The 16,747-nt window shown below is 58.7% G+C and carries 21 protein-coding genes; 11 read left to right on the forward strand and 10 right to left on the reverse strand.

Features of this window, described 5'->3' with window-relative positions:
* The first annotated feature begins 85 nt into the window (after positions 1-85).
* Genes EIK79_RS10555 through EIK79_RS10565 form a run of 3 tightly spaced genes read left to right on the forward strand, consistent with a single transcriptional unit; the run spans position 86 to position 1,454 of the window.
* Entirely contained in the window at positions 86-355 is a 270-nt protein-coding gene (locus EIK79_RS10555) for a glutathione S-transferase N-terminal domain-containing protein (RefSeq protein WP_124955084.1), read from the forward strand.
* A 2-nt stretch (positions 356-357) separates the two neighbouring features.
* Entirely contained in the window at positions 358-870 is a 513-nt protein-coding gene (locus EIK79_RS10560) for a peroxiredoxin family protein (RefSeq protein WP_124955085.1), read from the forward strand.
* Positions 867-1,454 carry an L-threonylcarbamoyladenylate synthase gene (locus tag EIK79_RS10565; RefSeq protein ID WP_124955086.1) on the forward strand — a complete coding sequence of 196 codons (588 nt, stop codon included), beginning with the start codon at positions 867-869 and terminating at the stop codon, positions 1,452-1,454. The genes EIK79_RS10560 and EIK79_RS10565 overlap by 4 nt, the downstream gene beginning before the upstream one ends.
* Here the strand turns inward: EIK79_RS10565 and EIK79_RS10570 are convergent.
* From EIK79_RS10570 to EIK79_RS10585, 4 genes are all read right to left on the reverse strand, one after another.
* Complete coding sequence (locus EIK79_RS10570) at positions 1,437-2,087, reverse strand: CRISPR-associated protein Cas4 (protein WP_124955087.1); 651 nt, start codon at positions 2,085-2,087, stop codon at positions 1,437-1,439. The genes EIK79_RS10565 and EIK79_RS10570 overlap by 18 nt on opposite strands.
* A 58-nt stretch (positions 2,088-2,145) precedes the next feature.
* Positions 2,146-2,442, reverse strand: coding sequence for a hypothetical protein (locus EIK79_RS10575; RefSeq protein ID WP_124955088.1), 297 nt, complete (start codon positions 2,440-2,442; stop codon positions 2,146-2,148).
* A gap of 77 nt (positions 2,443-2,519) precedes the next feature.
* Positions 2,520-3,116, reverse strand: a complete 597-nt coding sequence (locus EIK79_RS10580) for a helix-turn-helix domain-containing protein (RefSeq protein ID WP_124955089.1) — start codon at positions 3,114-3,116, stop codon at positions 2,520-2,522.
* A 142-nt stretch (positions 3,117-3,258) separates the two neighbouring features.
* The gene (locus EIK79_RS10585; protein ID WP_124955090.1) at positions 3,259-3,453 is read right to left on the reverse strand and encodes a hypothetical protein; all 195 of its coding nucleotides are present in this window, start codon (positions 3,451-3,453) and stop codon (positions 3,259-3,261) included.
* A 62-nt stretch (positions 3,454-3,515) separates the two neighbouring features.
* Here EIK79_RS10585 and EIK79_RS10590 point away from each other — a divergent pair, with 62 nt between their 5' ends.
* The 3 genes from EIK79_RS10590 to EIK79_RS10600 all read left to right on the forward strand — a co-directional run bounded on the left by EIK79_RS10590 (position 3,516) and on the right by EIK79_RS10600 (position 6,967).
* Positions 3,516-4,193, forward strand: a complete 678-nt coding sequence (locus EIK79_RS10590) for a helix-turn-helix domain-containing protein (RefSeq protein WP_124955091.1) — start codon at positions 3,516-3,518, stop codon at positions 4,191-4,193.
* 93 nt (positions 4,194-4,286) lie between these two features.
* Positions 4,287-6,428: a heterodisulfide reductase-related iron-sulfur binding cluster gene (locus EIK79_RS10595; RefSeq protein ID WP_124955092.1), complete on the forward strand. Its 2,142-nt coding sequence runs from the start codon at positions 4,287-4,289 to the stop codon at positions 6,426-6,428.
* Positions 6,429-6,541: 113 nt separating this feature from the next.
* Entirely contained in the window at positions 6,542-6,967 is a 426-nt protein-coding gene (locus tag EIK79_RS10600) for a hypothetical protein (RefSeq protein WP_124955093.1), read from the forward strand.
* On the opposite strand, the gene EIK79_RS10605 is transcribed toward EIK79_RS10600, so the two are convergent.
* Positions 6,968-7,795, reverse strand: a complete 828-nt coding sequence (locus tag EIK79_RS10605) for a sulfurtransferase (protein WP_124955094.1) — start codon at positions 7,793-7,795, stop codon at positions 6,968-6,970. It lies immediately after the preceding gene.
* 240 nt (positions 7,796-8,035) lie between these two features.
* Here EIK79_RS10605 and EIK79_RS10610 point away from each other — a divergent pair, with 240 nt between their 5' ends.
* Positions 8,036-8,890: a sulfurtransferase gene (locus EIK79_RS10610; protein ID WP_124955095.1), complete on the forward strand. Its 855-nt coding sequence runs from the start codon at positions 8,036-8,038 to the stop codon at positions 8,888-8,890.
* 57 nt (positions 8,891-8,947) lie between these two features.
* Here the strand turns inward: EIK79_RS10610 and EIK79_RS10615 are convergent, their stop codons facing one another.
* Positions 8,948-9,598, reverse strand: coding sequence for a DUF7095 family protein (locus tag EIK79_RS10615; RefSeq protein ID WP_124955096.1), 651 nt, complete (start codon positions 9,596-9,598; stop codon positions 8,948-8,950).
* Between the two features lie 157 nt (positions 9,599-9,755).
* Here EIK79_RS10615 and tuf point away from each other — a divergent pair, with 157 nt between their 5' ends.
* Entirely contained in the window at positions 9,756-11,021 is a 1,266-nt protein-coding gene (gene tuf, locus EIK79_RS10620) for a translation elongation factor EF-1 subunit alpha (RefSeq protein ID WP_124955097.1), read from the forward strand.
* Positions 11,022-11,078: 57 nt separating this feature from the next.
* Here the strand turns inward: tuf and gdhB are convergent, their stop codons facing one another.
* Both gdhB and EIK79_RS10630 read right to left on the reverse strand, forming a co-directional pair.
* Entirely contained in the window at positions 11,079-12,371 is a 1,293-nt protein-coding gene (gene gdhB, locus EIK79_RS10625) for a glutamate dehydrogenase GdhB (RefSeq protein ID WP_124955098.1), read from the reverse strand.
* A gap of 2 nt (positions 12,372-12,373) precedes the next feature.
* Positions 12,374-12,517, reverse strand: coding sequence for a rubrerythrin-like domain-containing protein (locus tag EIK79_RS10630; protein ID WP_124955099.1), 144 nt, complete (start codon positions 12,515-12,517; stop codon positions 12,374-12,376).
* A gap of 238 nt (positions 12,518-12,755) precedes the next feature.
* On the opposite strand from EIK79_RS10630, the gene EIK79_RS10635 reads away from it, so the two are divergent.
* Complete coding sequence (locus EIK79_RS10635) at positions 12,756-13,043, forward strand: DUF5779 family protein (protein WP_124955100.1); 288 nt, start codon at positions 12,756-12,758, stop codon at positions 13,041-13,043.
* A gap of 97 nt (positions 13,044-13,140) precedes the next feature.
* Here the strand turns inward: EIK79_RS10635 and EIK79_RS10640 are convergent, their stop codons facing one another.
* Positions 13,141-13,827: a VOC family protein gene (locus EIK79_RS10640; protein ID WP_124955101.1), complete on the reverse strand. Its 687-nt coding sequence runs from the start codon at positions 13,825-13,827 to the stop codon at positions 13,141-13,143.
* Between the two features lie 312 nt (positions 13,828-14,139).
* Entirely contained in the window at positions 14,140-14,844 is a 705-nt protein-coding gene (locus EIK79_RS10645) for an SOS response-associated peptidase (RefSeq protein ID WP_124955102.1), read from the reverse strand.
* Between the two features lie 121 nt (positions 14,845-14,965).
* Between EIK79_RS10645 and EIK79_RS10650 the strand changes: the two genes are divergently transcribed.
* The gene (locus EIK79_RS10650) at positions 14,966-15,340 is read left to right on the forward strand and encodes a hypothetical protein (protein WP_124955103.1); all 375 of its coding nucleotides are present in this window, start codon (positions 14,966-14,968) and stop codon (positions 15,338-15,340) included.
* Positions 15,341-15,422: 82 nt separating this feature from the next.
* Positions 15,423-16,661, forward strand: a complete 1,239-nt coding sequence (locus EIK79_RS10655) for an ornithine cyclodeaminase (protein ID WP_124955104.1) — start codon at positions 15,423-15,425, stop codon at positions 16,659-16,661.
* The last annotated feature ends 86 nt before the right edge of the window (positions 16,662-16,747 follow it).

Raw genomic sequence — 16,747 nt, forward strand, 5'->3', positions numbered from 1 at the left:
ATTCCCGGCAACCCTTCACGGTCTGGAAAATTAAGCGTTGTCATGGAAGGCGAAGCGTTTAGTCCGGGTCGTCCGAATTTGAGGTATGAGCGAATCGGAACCGCCGATCACGATCTATCGGTTGCAAGCGTGTCCGTTCTGTGAGCGTGTTGTCCGGACGCTCACCGAACTGGATATCGATTACCGTTCTCGGTATATCGAACCGATGCATTCTGAGCGCAACGTCGTCAAGCGCGTGACTGGCGTGCGCACTGTACCAGCCATCGTCGATCGGAACACGGGCGTCACGATGGCCGAAAGCGCAAACATCGTCGAGTATCTTGAACAAACGTACGGCGACCACGGAGGGCAGTAGATATGGTGGAATTCGATGTCGTCGATCTCGGGCCGGCCGACCACCCTACTGACGGCGATCACGCACCGGATTTCACCCGACCGCTTGTGAACACGGAGTTTTGGGAGAACGTATCCCTCTCGACGTTGTACGAGGACGCCCCCGTTTTACTGTTGTTTCATCCGATGGACGGCGCGTTTCCGGCAACGTATCTCTGGAACGAACTCCGAGAGCGTGATATCGACGACCGCGATCGGATTCAGACGGTTGGTCTCTCGATCTCAACGCCGTACGCGCACAAACAGCTCATTGAGTCCCGAGACATCGACGCGCGGTTGTTCTCCGATCCCTCGAATGAAGTAGCTGAACAGTACGGGATTGCTCACGATCTCGACGGCATGGCCGGAATTTCGGAGCCTCGACCCGCGACGTTTCTCATTGACGAAGCCGGTGTCATCCGGCACGCGTGGGTCGGGTCGGAGTGGCCATCATTTCCCGATTACGACGAAATCGAAGCGGCGATCGAAGCACTATGACTGTTGCTCAGGCTGCCCAGATTCTCCGTGACCGCACAACGGCGTGCGTCATCTATCCGACTGAAACCGTCTACGGTCTCGCAGCCGACGCACTCACTCCCGCCGCCGTCGAACGGGTGTTCGAGCTGAAAGGTCGGGCACGCGACCGACCCATCTCGCTCGCGGTTCCGAATCTCGATGCCGTCGATGAGTACGCCCGGCCGACCGACCGGGAACGCGCGTTCATGGCGGAGTTCCTCCCTGGCCCGGTTACCGTCGTGGTCGAACGCAGAGACGTGGTTCCTGACGTGTTGACAGCTGGTGCCGATCGGGTCGGCATCCGAATTCCGGACCATCCCACTGCGCTCGCTCTCCTCGACCGAGTCGCACCCCTGACGGCCACGAGCGCGAACCGTAGCGGGGCGGGGAGCGCTCGCCGCGTCGAGGCAGTTGCCGCGAGCGTTCGGGACGCCGCCGACTTCGTCTTGGATGAGGGAACCACTCCGGGTACCGAAAGCACTGTGGTCGATGTCACAGCGGGGACGATTCACCGTCGCGGAGCGCTTGCCGAGGAGATCGAAGCGTGGCTAGCGGCCGCCGAGTAGCGATCGCAACGACCGCGTTCGGACCCCACACTCCGCGCGATACTCACACGATTCGCATTTGTCTGTGTTTCGCGTTCGAGGCGGCGGTCCGTCGATGCTCGCCGCCGTCCGCAGCGCACGACGATACTGTCCGACGCGGCGTGGCGTCAGTTCGATCTTTCGAATCACGCCGTGAGTCGCGTACTCCACGAACGCCTGTTGCACGCTCGTTTTGCGTTCCCACGCGAGCGCTTTCGCCGCCGCGACGGCGCGTACCGCGTGTGGCTCCCACACACCAGTATCCGGTGGTTCACCCACGGAAACGATCGATGGCGCGAGTGGCTCCACAAGCACCTTGTGAGCGATTCCTCGGGTCTGACGACCTGTGAGAAACGCCTCCCGCTTCGTCGGCTCACACAGCGCCTCGAACGCCCTCAGGCGTGCCCGCGAACAGTTCAGGTTCTGGCGATACGTCACTGGCGTGACCGCGATGGGTTCGGTGTCCAACGCAGTTTCTGGATCGAGCAACGACGGATACCGAAAGGCGAGTTCGAAACCAGCGTGCTCGGGCGGGGCATACGCATCCTCACGTCGACGATAGTACAATTTTCGTGGGCAGTACGCCGCTAGTGCGACATCCGTGAACGCGTGCATATGGGCGGGGTGGTTGTCTTTCCGTATTTGAACGTTCGGACGAGACCATTGATCGCAGTCACGACGCGACCAGTATCCCGATCCCCGATGACAGCATGAACAGCGTACGGCCGATAACTCGATCCCAGACGGAAACGTTCGATAGCCGGCCGCGTGTGGTCCACCGCCGCAACCGAGGAATACCCATACAACCACCACAAACGAGCAACAGTCCTCCTACGATCCAGTCGGTGCGGACATCATTGACCCCCCAGACCACGTACACCACCCCGCCTACAAACGCCATCGCCCCCATGAGGTTCATGGCCTGATGATTCTCGTAATCGTGCCACGAAACGTATCCTTTTTTCTTCATACTACACGTTCGAAAGTCGACTACAATAGTTGTTTTCACACGACAGTAGTCGGCTCACGGCCGAAGCGGACGGACGATCACATCGAAACGTCGGTTTCCATCCCCTCGGTCGCCTCGTCGAGGCCGGTTTCGGTCACATCCTCCGTACGCTCCCGGAGATCGGCGTCGGTGAGTAACTCCTCGAACTCGTCAGTGTATCGGCTGTTGACCCGGCGTCGCTCGTCTTCGATCTCGACGACGCGCCGGTAGTCCGCGACGGTTGCTGCTGTCACGTCGAGTCGGTCAGCGATCTCCTCGTCAGTGTGTCCCTCGGTCAGCAATCTCCGAAACGCGTCCGTGTCGAACGCTACATCGGTTTCCTGATCGCGGAGGAGATGGAGATCGGAGCGCGCCCGGACCACGGTCTCCCGATCGCGGTCAATGCGATCAGCGAGCGCGGTATCACCCGCTCCGTCGTAGAATCCACGAACGATCGTTTCGTAGGTATCGACGGAAAGGTCCGTCTCGAACGTCAGCCGATCGCTCATTCGCCCGATCGCGTCCCGTAGTTTCGTTCGGATCTCCCTGTCGTCTTCGGTGAGCGATCCCCTGGTCTCCGCTTGCTCTTCAGTTATCGTGTCGTCGTCGGTCACATCGATGAAGATGTCTCGGAGTTCGGCGGTTTTTTCGTTCATTAAGAGTATTCACAGAGCACACGACTATTTGAATCTGTCCCCCCACCTTTTTTCCGCTCGGGTGAGCTTCGCTCACCCTCACGCAAAAAAGATGGGGCAAAAAGCCGCTCACTCCTCTCCGTTCCGTTCGCGGGGAGTACACTTACCGCTCCGCGACCGCTCTCTGATCTTGCCTGTGTTTATGTCCCACTTTTTTCGCTTGGGTGAGAAAGCTCACCGCCCCGCCGCGGCCGCTCTCTGGAACGTAGTGGCTGGCATTGTGAACATCGGTGTCTGTCTCCTCACGGCGGGCTCCTGTAACGGACTCGCGTCCTCGTGCCAGGTGCGTTCCGTTCAAAGACGCGACTGCTGGTGAGTGTGCTACGTCACTTATACTTATTCGAACAGAACGTTCCAACGATGAAGTACGTCCGTTGTGCGCTGCGATTTTCAGAGTCGATGATCCATCCAATCCATCGGTTTATCGAAGACCATGACGCAATGGTGAAAGACCAGCTGCTGTACGGAAACAGGACGAACGCAGTGGACTCGTTTCTGTTCTACGGGGAGGGGAAAATGGACGCGTACGCGAGCGCACTCGATCGCGTGCCACAGATCAGGGATTACGAGGTGACACCGATCAGTACCACTGAATCGGATGTAGAGACGTTCTACGCCTACGTCAAGCAAGGACCGAATGAAACCGACGAACGACTGTTCGGTGCGTTCACGCGCGACGGCGTCATCACCGCGTCGCCGGTCGAGTTTCTTGCGGACGGATCGGCCCGGCTCACCGTTGTCGGGGGATCTACCGCGCTTTCGAGCGCGCTCGATGCGGTTCCGGACGGCGTACACGTCGATATCGACCGGATCGGTGAGTACGATCGGTACGAAGGAGTGTTCGATCCGAACCTCACTGACCGCCAGTATAATGCGCTCCTAACGGCGTTCGAAACCGGCTACTACGAGTTGCCTCGTCAGGGCTCGATCGCAGAGATCGCTGATAAAATGGACTGCTCGACTGCCACAGCCTCAGAACACATCCGGAAAGCCGAACGGAAGATCATCGAACGGTTCGTGGCTCACACCACCCGGTAAGTGGTAATATTGTCTCCAAATCGCCGGAAACAACTCTATACTCCGCATACACTGTTGATAAGACTTAACCTTCTGCTTCTACGCTCATAATCCATGATACACCTGCTGCAGGCAGATACCCCGACACGGGAAACGTTCTGGCTCATCGGGCCGATCGGCGAGGCGGTGTTTTACTACCTCGCGGTTGTCACCCTCCTCGTGTTCGGAGCGCTCGCGTATCGTCGGTTCGCGCGGTACGCCCAAGGGAGCGAAGACTCGTTCGCGCGCCTCGACGAGTTGGGAACGCGCGTCGTTCGTGCGGCGAAAATCGTCGGATCGAACGAACAGCAGTTCAACCGGGATTTCGTCGGTGGACTCATGCACGCCTTCATCTTCTGGGGCTTTCTGACGCTGTTCATCGGAACGACGATCCTGGCGATCGACATGGACATCTATCAGAAGGTGACAGCAGCGTTCGGAACCAAACAGTCGTTCTTCGAAGGCGCGTTCTACCTATCGTACTCCTTGGTGATGGACGCGATGGGGCTGTTGTTCGTTGTCGGACTTGGCGTCGCGCTCTACCGGCGATACGTCACGCGCAACGAACGCCTCTGGGATCGCCACACGGGAGTTGAAGACGCCTATCTGGTCTGGATGCTGTTTTTGCTGGGCGTCGGCGGCTACCTCGTTGAAGGGATCCGCATCCTCGGAACGGGCTTTCCGGCGTTCGAGACGGTGAGCTTCGTCGGCTGGTTCGTTGCAGACGTGTTCGAAATCGCTGGCGTGACCGAATCGATGGCGCGCTCCGTGTATCCTGTGGCGTGGTGGTCCCACGCGCTGCTCGCGTTCGTGTTCATCGCTTCGATCCCGCTCGGCAAACCGTTCCACATGATCTCCAGCTTCGCAAACGTCGTTACGCGCGACGAGAAAGCGGGCGTCAGGCTGCCACGCGTTCCGGACGACGCCTCACCGGACGAGATCGGTGCGAGCGACATCGACGATTTCTCGTGGAAACAGTTGCTTGATCACGACGCCTGTACGAAATGTGGGCGCTGTTCATCGGTCTGTCCGGCGAAAGCCTCCGGACGGCCGCTTGATCCGCGCAACGTCATCCTTGATCTCAAGCAGTACCGAATGGATCTCGACGCTGGACGCACTGAGGAACAGCCGATCATCGCGGACGGCGGGACGAGCGTCATCGACAGCGAAACGATGGATTCGTGTATGGCGTGCATGGCCTGCATGGACGCCTGTCCGGTCGACATCGAACACGTGACCCAGTTCACGGAGATGAACCGGCGGCTGACTGAATCCGGCCAGATGGAAGAGACCGTTCAGGAAGCGATGATGAACGTGTTCCAGAACGGCAACACGTTCGGTGATCCTGAGCGCAAACGACCCGACTGGGTTGACGACCTCGATTTCGAGGTGCCCGACGCCCGCGAGGAGTCCGTCGAGTACCTCTGGTACGTCGGTGATTACCCCAGCTACGACGAGCGCAACCAGCAGATCGCCAAATCACTCGCAACGCTGTTCCACCACGCCGACGTGAGCTACGGGATTCTGTACGACGATGAGCAAAACGACGGCAACGATGTCCGACGCGTCGGTGAAGAAGGGCTGTACGAGATGTTGGTCGAGGACAACGTGGCGCTGTTCGAAGAGTGTGAATTCGACCACATCGTCTGTACCGATCCGCACAGCTACAACACGTTCAAAAACGAGTATCCGGAGTTCGGCTGGAACGAGAACGGCGAGATCGACGTGTCTCACTACACGCAGGTCGTTCAAGAACTCGTCCCTCGACTCGGGCTGTCCGGCACTGAACTCGATTACACGGTCACCTACCACGACCCGTGTCATCTCGGTCGGTTTAACGACGAGTATGAGGCACCCCGTGCGCTCGTGCGCGAAACGGGCTGTGACCTGCACGAGATGCCCCGCAACCGTGCCAATTCCTTCTGCTGTGGCGGCGGTGGCGGCGGTCTCTGGATGGATCTCGAAGAGGAAACGAAACCCAGCGAGGAACGCCTGCGAGAGGCGCTTGAGGACACCGACGCTGGCAGTGCCGTCGAGAAGTTCGTCGTCGCCTGCCCGATGTGCATGACGATGTATGAGGACGGCCGGAAAACTGGCGGCTTCGAAGCGGAAATCGAGATCGTCGGTCTTTCCGAACTGCTCGCAGAAGCCGTCACCACCGACTCGGCCGTTGCCGCGTCAGATAACGCGTCATCGGCGACACCGGCCGACGACTGAATATCAGGCTCACGCTGAATTGCCGTGGCGCAGCTACTACTCCGAGACCCCATGAGAGTAGTAGCAACGACACGAGACGACACTGGCTTTGTGATGGGTCAAAAAGCCTCGATATGGATTCTCACCGACAGCGACTCCGCCGTCTCGGCCGAGTCGGCAACGAACTCCGCGAGCGGTACGATCCACAGGAGTGGTGTCACCAGCGTCGCGTGATCCGTGGCGGGCTGGTGGTGTTCGCCCTCGGCGCGTGTGCCATCCTGCTGTGGCAGCCGGCGTTCATCGCTGATTTCCCGCTCGACCAGTTCTTGGACGGGTATGTCGTCTCCGGGCTGCTCGTACTCGGGATTGCAGCTGCCGGCTGTGGGACGCCGATCGACGCGCTCACGTTCGGGCTGTACGCGCTCGGCTATGGGATCCTCGTCGCTCCATCGTTGTCCACCGAAATCGCCGTGCTCGGCGCGATCTCGTGTTTCTCGCTCACAGCGTTGCTCGCTGACACCCGGCGAACGAAAGACGGGGCCGACGTTGACGGTCGGTGATCACTCCGAACCGGTGGCGAGCGGTCCGCCCTCTCGTTTCCATTCGGTGAGGCTCCCTTCGTAAAACGCGAGCTGCTCGTATCCAAGATGGCGGAGTACGGTGTACGTATGGCTGATGCGTCGAGCAGTGTTACAGTACAACACGATGGACTGATCGGGCGTGATTCCGCGCGTTTGAAGCGTCGATCGGAGTTCTGACTCAGGCTGTACCCCCCGCTCCGTTTCATCGACGAGTTCCATCCAGTCGAGTCGGACCGATCCGGGGATGTGGCCCGCTTCGAATTCCGATTGCTCTCGCGTGTCAACGAGCACCGCCTCAGAATCGTCCATCGCCTGCTCGACCGTTTCCAACCCGACAAGCGGTCCCGACTCGACGAATGTCCCTTCATACTCCGTCGGTGTCGGATTCGGCTCGTCGTTGCTCACCGAGTGCTGGCGGCTCCACGCGCTGTAGTCTCCGTTCAACAGCTGTAACCGATCGCGCGGATGACCGTACAGCTCACAGGTGACTAAAAACCGTGCAGCGAACACGCCGTGCATGTCGTCGTATGCAACGATCTGATCGGTCGCTTCGATCCCGACCTCGCTCAGGAGCGACGAAAACACATCCGCGCCCGGGAGCATCCCGGTTTCGCCCGCGTCTTCGGAACGGAACGAATCAAACGGAACGTTCACTGCGCCCGGTAGATGCCCGATCCCGTCGAACTCCCAGGCGTCCCGAACGTCAACGATCCGGAGTGCACCCTCAGCATTGCCTGTCTCAGCTCCAGTCGAGCGTTCCCCATCCAAGCGAGCAGCGACCCACTCCGGCTTTACGAGCACATCCATGCCGGGCGCTATGTGGCCCTGACTTGAAATCTTCACTATCAGAGGTGCTCGGAGCTTCGGGCAAATATAACCGCAATATATCCTCTAAGGGCGTACTTCTACTCGATCTGTGGCCACCTGAGATGTTAGCAATATATATTCATCATTCAATGGGAAAAATTTTCCGGTAAAGGCAATGAGCGGCGAAACGAGCCGACAGTAATACGGATATATCGATTGAGCGTTGAGTAGAACTGTACCATGAGCGACTACGCGAAGGACGTGCTTGTTTCTGCTGATTGGGTGGAAGATAATCTAGCTGCGTTTCAGGACGACGACCCGGCGTATCGGCTCGTCGAAGTGGACGTAGACACCGAGGCCTACAGCGGCGGTCACGCGCCGGGCGCGATCGGGTTCAACTGGGAGACCCAACTGCAAGATCAGACGCGCCGAGATTTACTGTCGACGGAGGATTTCGAGTCGTTGCTCGGTAACCACGGGATCAGCAACGATTCGACGGTCGTTCTGTACGGCGATAACTCCAACTGGTTTGCGGCGTACACGTACTGGCAGTTCAAATACTACGGTCACGACGATGTCCGCTTGCTCGACGGCGGTCGGGACTTCTGGCTCGACAACGATTACCCCTTGACCGAGGACGAACCGGACTTCCCAGAACAGGACTACACTGCGAGCGAGCCGGACGAATCGATTCGTGCGTACAGATCCGATGTTGAGGCAGCACTCGACGACAGCGTTCCGCTGGTCGACGTTCGCTCCCCCGAGGAGTTCAGCGGTGAGATCCTCGCCCCGGCCGGGCTGCAGGAGACCGCCCAGCGCGGGGGTCACATCCCCGGTGCGAGTAACGTTTCGTGGGCGGCTGTAGTGCAAGACGACGGCCGGTTCAAAAGCGCCGAGGAACTGCGTGAACTGTACGCTGAAGAAGACATCGAAGACGAGGAGATCATCGCCTACTGCCGGATCGGTGAGCGGTCCTCGATCGCGTGGTTCGCGCTCCATGAGCTGCTCGGCTACGATGAGGCCGTCAACTACGACGGCTCGTGGACGGAATGGGGCAACCTTGTTGACGCGCCCATCGAACAGGGCAGGGCGTAAACCTGCCACTCTCCGCTCTGCTGTAAGGCAGTCGTTTGAGCATGGCTGTGGGTGTACTCACACGATGTCGCCCCGAACCGTCGTGCCAGTTTGGTGCTCGCGGTAGCGGGTCACCGCGTCGGCTGCTTCGGGGGCGGCTTCGGGCTCCATTCCGAGTGTTTCAAGAGCGTCCGAAAGCGTCGGAAACACTAACTCTCCGTTTCGGAGCTTCTCGAACGCGGTATCGCTGCGCGTGCCCGCGACCCAGAGACAGACGCCTCGGGGATCGAGGATCTGTTCATAATTCTCGCGCGCGATCGCTCCTTTCAACCGTTGGGTAACGTTCTGCTCGAAGCCGGTGTTACACACTTCGAGGTGGATCGGCTCCGAATCAATGAGGTGGGCAGCCAAACATCGTTCGGGGGCAGCGTAGCCGTTCGCGTTCGCGCGGAGAGCTTCGGGGTGGGTCTCAGCCCACTCGGCGCTGACGGTTTTGCCGACGCCTTCAATCCCGTGTGATTCGACGAACTCCGCCTCGCGGCTCTCATCTCCACCGAGTAAGAGATCTTTAGTCAGATAGACGTTGAGCCGTTCAATGGGATCGACACCGAGCGCGAGATCTCCATACACCCATACCTCCCGTATTGGCACAGGCGTCGGCTCCCGTTCGACCGTCTCGATGAGGCGTTCGAGGCGGTCGACGGCTTCCGACCGCGTGAACTGTGACATACGTTTCGTACCGTCCGGACGTGGAAAACTCGCTCGCACCTGTCCCGTCTGTGTCTCTGATCTTGCTTATCTCGCTGGCATAACTGTTTTAGTCAATAGGTACCTATTAACACACCTGTATCGGCAAACGAACGGCGACCGAAGGGAGGAAACACACATGGCAGACAAACCACACCAGAACTTAGCGATCATCGGTCACGTCGACCACGGCAAAAGCACGCTCGTCGGTCGGTTGCTGTTCGAGACAGGGAGTGTTCCCGAACACGTGATCGAACAGTATCGGGACGAGGCAGAGGAGAAAGGCAAAGGTGGCTTCGAATTTGCGTACGTGATGGACAACCTTGCCGAAGAGCGCGAGCGAGGACTGACGATCGACATCGCTCACCAGGAGTTCGACACGGACGAGTACTACTTCACGATCGTGGACACGCCGGGTCACCGGGATTTCGTGAAGAACATGATCACGGGCGCGAGCCAAGCCGACAACGCCGTGCTCGTCGTCGCCGCTGACGACGGTGTTCAGCCACAGACACAAGAGCACGTCTTCCTCTCACGGACACTCGGTATTGGCGAACTCGTCATCGCCATCAACAAAATGGACCTCGTGGATTATGAGGAATCCCGGTACCAAACCGTGATCGAAGAGGTAAAACAGCTCCTCGAACAGGTCCAGTTCGCCGCTGCTGATACGAGTTTTATTCCGATTTCCGCGTTCGAGGGTGACAACGTGGCGGAACTGTCGGACAACACCCCGTGGTACGACGGACAGACGATTCTGGAGGCGCTCAACGACCTACCGGAAGTCGAACCGCCGACGGACGCCCCGCTTCGGCTCCCCGTACAGGACGTGTACACGATTTCGGGGATCGGAACGGTGCCGGTCGGCCGCGTCGAAACCGGTGTTCTCGAACCTGACACGAACGTCACGTTCCAGCCCAGCGACGCAGGTGGTGAGGTAAAAACCGTCGAAATGCACCACGAAGAGGTGCCCAGGGCCGAACCTGGCGACAACGTCGGGTTCAACGTTCGGGGCATCGGCAAAGACGACATCCGCCGCGGCGACGTTTGTGGCCCAGCCGACGATCCTCCATCCGTCGCTGACACCTTCCAGGCACAGGTCGTCGTCATGCAACACCCCAGCGTGATCACGCCTGGATACACACCGGTTATCCACGCCCACACGGCACAGGTCGCGTGTACGTTCGAATCGCTCGACACGAAACTCGATCCGGCGAGCGGTGACGTCCAAGAAGACGCCCCAGATTACATTCAAAGTGGGGACGCAGCGGTCGTAACGCTTCGTCCACAAAAACCACTGTCACTCGAACCGTCCTCAGAGATCCCCGAACTCGGGAGCTTCGCTGTCCGCGACATGGGTCAGACCATCGCCGCAGGTAAGGTCCTAGAGGTCGAAGAGAAGTGATCCCTGCTTGATGTTGGACTCTCCCGTAGGGGGTGGAACGAAAACTGTAACAGCGAGCTACGGCCACAGTCCGCGCACGTTGTGCGCCTCCGCAATCCGTGAGAGGGCTACGATGTATGCGGCGTCCCGCCACGAAACAGATCGAGACTCGAATTCGTCACGGACGGCCGTCCACGCAGTTTGCATCTCCCGTTCGAGTTCCTCGTTGACCCGTTTGCGGGCCCATGATTGGCGGTTGATGTCTTGCAGCCATTCGAAGTAGCTCACGGTAACACCGCCTGCGTTCGCGAGAATATCCGGGATTACCGGAATATCACGCTCGTTGAGAATTGAATCAGCAGTTGAGGTCGTTGGACCGTTTGCTCCCTCCACTACGATGTCCGCACGAACGGCGTTCGCGTTCGTTTCCGTGATGACGTTGCCCAGTGCTGCAGGGATGAGCACATCCACGTCGAGTGTGAGAAGCTCTTCGTTCGTGATCGTCTCGTCAGCATATCTCGTGACGGCTTCCGGTTCTTCGTCGTGGGATGGAACTGAATGCGTATCGATCCCAGTCGGATCGTACATCGCTCCGTTCACATCGCTGACAGCGACAATGTTCGCTCCCCGGTCATCGAGTAACCGGGCTGCGTTCGCACCGACGCTACCGTATCCCTGAATCGCGACCGCCGTGTCTTCGAGTACACGATCGTAATACTCACAGACGGCTTGGGCAATGACGGCGACACTGCGGCCGGGGGCTTCCTGCCGGCCCTGACTTCCACCGATAACCGGTGGCTTCCCGGTGACGACACCCGGTATCGTTTCGCCTTCCTGCATCGAATACGCGTCCATCAGCCACGCCATGGTTTGGGGATCTGTCCCCATATCAGGGGCTGGAATGTCCTGCATCGGCCCGATCACGTCGCGCATCTCCTGCGTGAACCGACGCGTCAGCCGCTCCTTTTCGTTCGCGCTCAACTCCTTGGGATTGACTGCAACGCCCCCTTTGGCACCACCGAACGGGAGATCCATAACCGCACATTTCCACGTCATCCACATGGAAAGCCCGACGCATTCGTCTCTGCTCACGTCGGGATGGTACCGCAGTCCACCTTTGTACGGTCCCCTGACGCTATCGTGCTGGGCACGATACCCGGTGAAAACCTCGACTGTCCCATCGTCCCGTTCGATTGGGAGTGTCACTTCGTGGACTTTCGCCGGGTGTCGTAACCGCCGAACAATGTTCGGATCGATCGCAAGCTGTTCAGCTGCGTGGCGAAGTTGGCGGCGTGCCGTCTGAAGCGCCGATTCAGTACTGTTTGCCGGTGGAGTGTCGTCACTGTCTCCCGTGATCTGGTGGGAACTCATGGTTACTCGATCGGATACCGGCGATTCCGCAACTGCCCGCCGCAGTCCGGACATAAACCGGGATGAGCGATCGACGTGACGATGTTTCCACACTCGAAGCACTCATACGGGCGTTCCTCGGTCGGATCGTAGGCTGGCTCTTTCATGTCAGATCAGAGAGTACCTGGTCCGTAACGAACTCTCTACTAACACATCAAAGGAGTATAAGGGTATATCCTGTAGTTGAGCAACTAAGCACTCCGGGGCATTGCTTGTTTATTATTCAACCACCGGTATGAGATCGAGGATTTCCTGTCGGGAGCACTCAATCTGCGTGACCCGTGCGTTGCGCTGGCCGGTGAACAAGGGGGTGTGTTTTTTACCTCGGAATCGTGAGCGATGGGTATGGACACATTTGATCTCGATCTGTTGGCCGCTGAGGATCAGTTGGATGATGAGAACGCCGAAAAGCGGATCATTCTCGGAATACTCGATGGAACAACTCCGCCGAGCGAGTGGATCGGTTCCGTTCGGGACGGATACGTTCTCATCCTCGCCATCGATGGCGATCTAAACGAACTCGCTGCCGATTTCGCTCGCACGATCAAAGACATGGGTGGTCATCTCGTCCATTTCCGCGAGTTTCTCATCATCACTCCGCCGGGGATTCATGTAGACACTGACCGGCTGTGAGTCGCGTCGCCTGCGTCCCCTCGGTGTGACGCTTCCGCTTTCTTCACCCAATCCCTCGGCTCTCAGTGGAGATGGTCCTCTCGTTTCAATCGGTAGCTCACAGGAGTGTGAGGCGGTGTCCGTCCGGGTCAGTCACGCGAACGCCGTTCTCAAGTTGTTCAGTGTCGACAACGGAATCCACTCGGTTGAGCACCGCCGTCGGTGACTGGTCGTCGCTTTCGATCCCGAAATCCACGTGGACGCCTCCGCGTGCGTCAGCGATCCCGAGTTGTGGCTCCCAGAGTTCGATATCGAACGTCCCCACGGAAAGACGGGTCCGCTGTCGATCGTCCCCGCGGTCGACGACTGTAAATCCGATTGCTTCATAAAAGGATTCAGCGCGATCTAGCTCTTCGACTTCTAGCACAATCTCGAACACACCGGTGATCCCGTCACCGGTGTCGTCGGTCGATTGTCCGATTTCAACGCAGTTTCCATCAGGATCATAGAAGTACAACGACTTCCCGGTCGGGAATTCGGCTTCTGTGAGATCGAACTGTGCAGAGAGCCGCTCCCACCAGTCGTTGTACTCGGTGGCCGGCGTTGAGACGGCGAAATGCGTGTGCAGTCCGCCTCTGGGGATGTCTGTTGGCCGTCGAAAAACGAGATCGGTCGTTCCTGCCCCGAGAATGATCTCATCCTCGTGTTCGCTGTGAACGGGAAGATCTAGATAACGCTGGTAGAACGCCGCTGATCGGTCGAGACGCTTGACTTCGAGCGCGAGCCACCGTAATGACCACGACATAGTTGGTGTATGTATTGAAAGAACATATACTAATGGAACGAAACACCGGGAAAACGATCGACTGCGACCGATCGCATAAACAGTAGGTCCTGTTGCTCGCTATGGTGCAACTCGGATCGGTGGGACTGTTCGTCGGGTTTTCTGCGACGGTAGCAGCAACATGCGCGCTTGGGGGTACGGAGTCGCGATTGAGTCGGTTCCTGAACAGTCGAAAAACACGTGTCATAAACAGGATGTCGCTATATCGAGCAGTTTTACCGTCTGGCCTACTACTGGTACCGAAGAAAGCCAGCACTTCCCACCGGAACACAGCTACGAACCAGAAAGCTCGATCGGTTCGACGACGACCGGAGAATCGTTCGAGGGATTGTTCACGGCCGACGACACCGGGTAGCCCCGGAGCGCGTCCTCGGGCGTCGGATCGAGCGCATCGATTCCGACGCCGTCCAACCATCCCGTCTCTTCGCGTTCGGAGAGGATGACCGGCATCCGATCGTGGTATTCACTCACGGTGTCGTTCGGTTCCCGTGTCAAGACGGTAAACGACACCAGCGGCTCTGAGGCGTCCACCCCATCGCCACCGTTCGAAAAGTCGCCCAACGCCGCTTGGGAATTGGGAGGATTCCACGTCTCCCACAGGCCCGCCAGCGCAAACGGTCGATCGTCCGTGCTCGTGATCCGGTGGGGCTGTTTTTGCCCATCGTTCGTGTCGACCCACTCATAAAACCCGTCGATCGGGACGAGACACCGACGGTTCCAGTACGCGTCCTGAAACGCTTGCGTTTGGGTGACCGTCTCGGACCGGGCGTTGATCAACTCCGTGCTCGGTTCGTCCGCCCACGAGGGCACTAATCCCCATTGTGCTCGCGTGACCGACGTACGGGTGTCATCGCGGACGATCGGAAGCTGCTGTCCGGGAGCGGCGTTGTATCGCGGCTCGAAATCAAATGCCACCCGCGCACCGAATCGTTCCTCGATCGTCTCTGGATCGACGAACAGGCTGTATCGACCACACATACGCTTGATAAACCGCCGCACGGCATAAAGCCACCACGATGTATCGAATATCTATGGCTGAGAAAATAATACATCAACGAATATGCAATAATTTAAATTGTGTGGCGAACAACGCCTATTCGTGGCTGACGATCCGATGTTCGAGATTCCAGCTCATCCCGAGCGGCGGTACACCAACCGAACGGTGTACTATGAGGGCGACGTTGCGTTCATGCTCACACCGATGGACGGACGAGCCGGACGGCTAGAGCCGTTGCTCACCGACGTACTCGACACCGGTCCGTATCGATACGGTGACTGGTTCGATCTCCCGATAGCGGTGTTCCTCGTCCACGACGAGGAGACCAGCGACACGTTCCGCGTGTCGATCCGTGACGGCGCAGTCAGACTCCACGTTCTCCCTGACACGACGCCGGCTGGACTCCGAGCGATCTACGACCGCCTCGTCCAGAAGAGCACATGCCGGTGGACTGTGGATCGACGCGTAGACGTGTGACACCCTAGCCGACGGACAGATCCACTACGCTTGACACGACCCGAGACGCAACCGATATTGGCCGCCTCGTCAATCGGGAGGTATGACAGTCTCTCGCTCGGTCGAACTAGCGGGTCACATCATTGACTCGGGGATGTTGCAGTCGTGTTTCGGCGTGATAATGGATTTAGGCGGATCGTTCGAAGTCGAGGAGTTCGATATCGGACGGTCGAAAACGCAAGAGTCCTACGCCCGACTGGTCGTGAGCGCCGACACCGACGACGACCTTCAAACGATCATTCACGAACTCCATCAGAACGGTGCAACCCCCACCGATCCACGGGACGCAACGGTCGAACCCGCGCCAGCCGATCACGTCGTCCCGCCCGGATTTTATTCGACGACCAACCACCCCACGGACATCAAGATCGAAGGGGATTGGTTGTCTGTCGAACAGATCGAGATGGACTGTGCAGTCGTCGTCGAGCGAAACGGCAACGGTCAGCCAGCCCACGCTCAGGCGAAGGTGTTAAACGCCATCGAGGAGGATGATCTCGTCGTCACTGGTGAGCGGGGGATCCGGGTCCGTCCACCTGAACGTCCCCGTGAGCGTTCAGGAGCGTTCGGGTTCATGCAGGGCGGCGTTTCGAGTGAGCGTCCGTCCGAATCAACGATCGAGAAGATCGCGGAGGCGATCACACAGACGAAGGCTGAGGACGGGTCCATACTCGCGGTGTGTGGTCCAGCACTCATCCATTCTGGGGCACGCGAGGACCTCGCCCGACTCGTTCGAGAGGGATACATCGACATGTTGTCAGCCGGTAACGGGTTTGCCGTCCACGACATCGAGCGGGATCTGTACGGTACCTCGCTGGGTATGAACACCGAGACGCTCGATCACCCACGCCGAGGACACAAACACCACATCTACGCGCTGAGCGAAGTGATCCGCGCGGGCAGCATCGAGAACGCCGTCGAAGACGATCTCATCACCTCCGGCGTAATGTACGAATGCGTGGCCAACGACGTTCCCTTCGTTCTTGCGGGATCGATCCGAGACGACGGACCACTCCCCGACACGATCACCGATACTATCGAAGCCCAGAACGCCATCCGCGAACAGGCACACGAAGCCGACATGGTTCTCATGCTCTCGACGCTGCTCCACTCCGTTGCCGTCGGTAACTGCCTTCCATCGACAACCCGCGTCGTCTGTGTCGATATCAATCCCGCGACCGTCACCCAACTGTTGGATCGGGGCAGCGCTCAAGCCGTCGGGATGGTCACTGATATCGGCACCTTCGTCCCGATGCTCGCGGATACGATCCTCGATAGCCAGTAACTGGCCCTCGTTTCTGACGTCCGTTTCGCTGTCCGCGAAGCGTCTGGTATCGAACTGATCGGAGCGCCAGATTAATAACATTTGAG

It is taken from the genome of Halocatena pleomorpha (assembly GCF_003862495.1).
GTDB classification, from domain to species: Archaea; Halobacteriota; Halobacteria; order Halobacteriales; family Haloarculaceae; genus Halocatena; species Halocatena pleomorpha.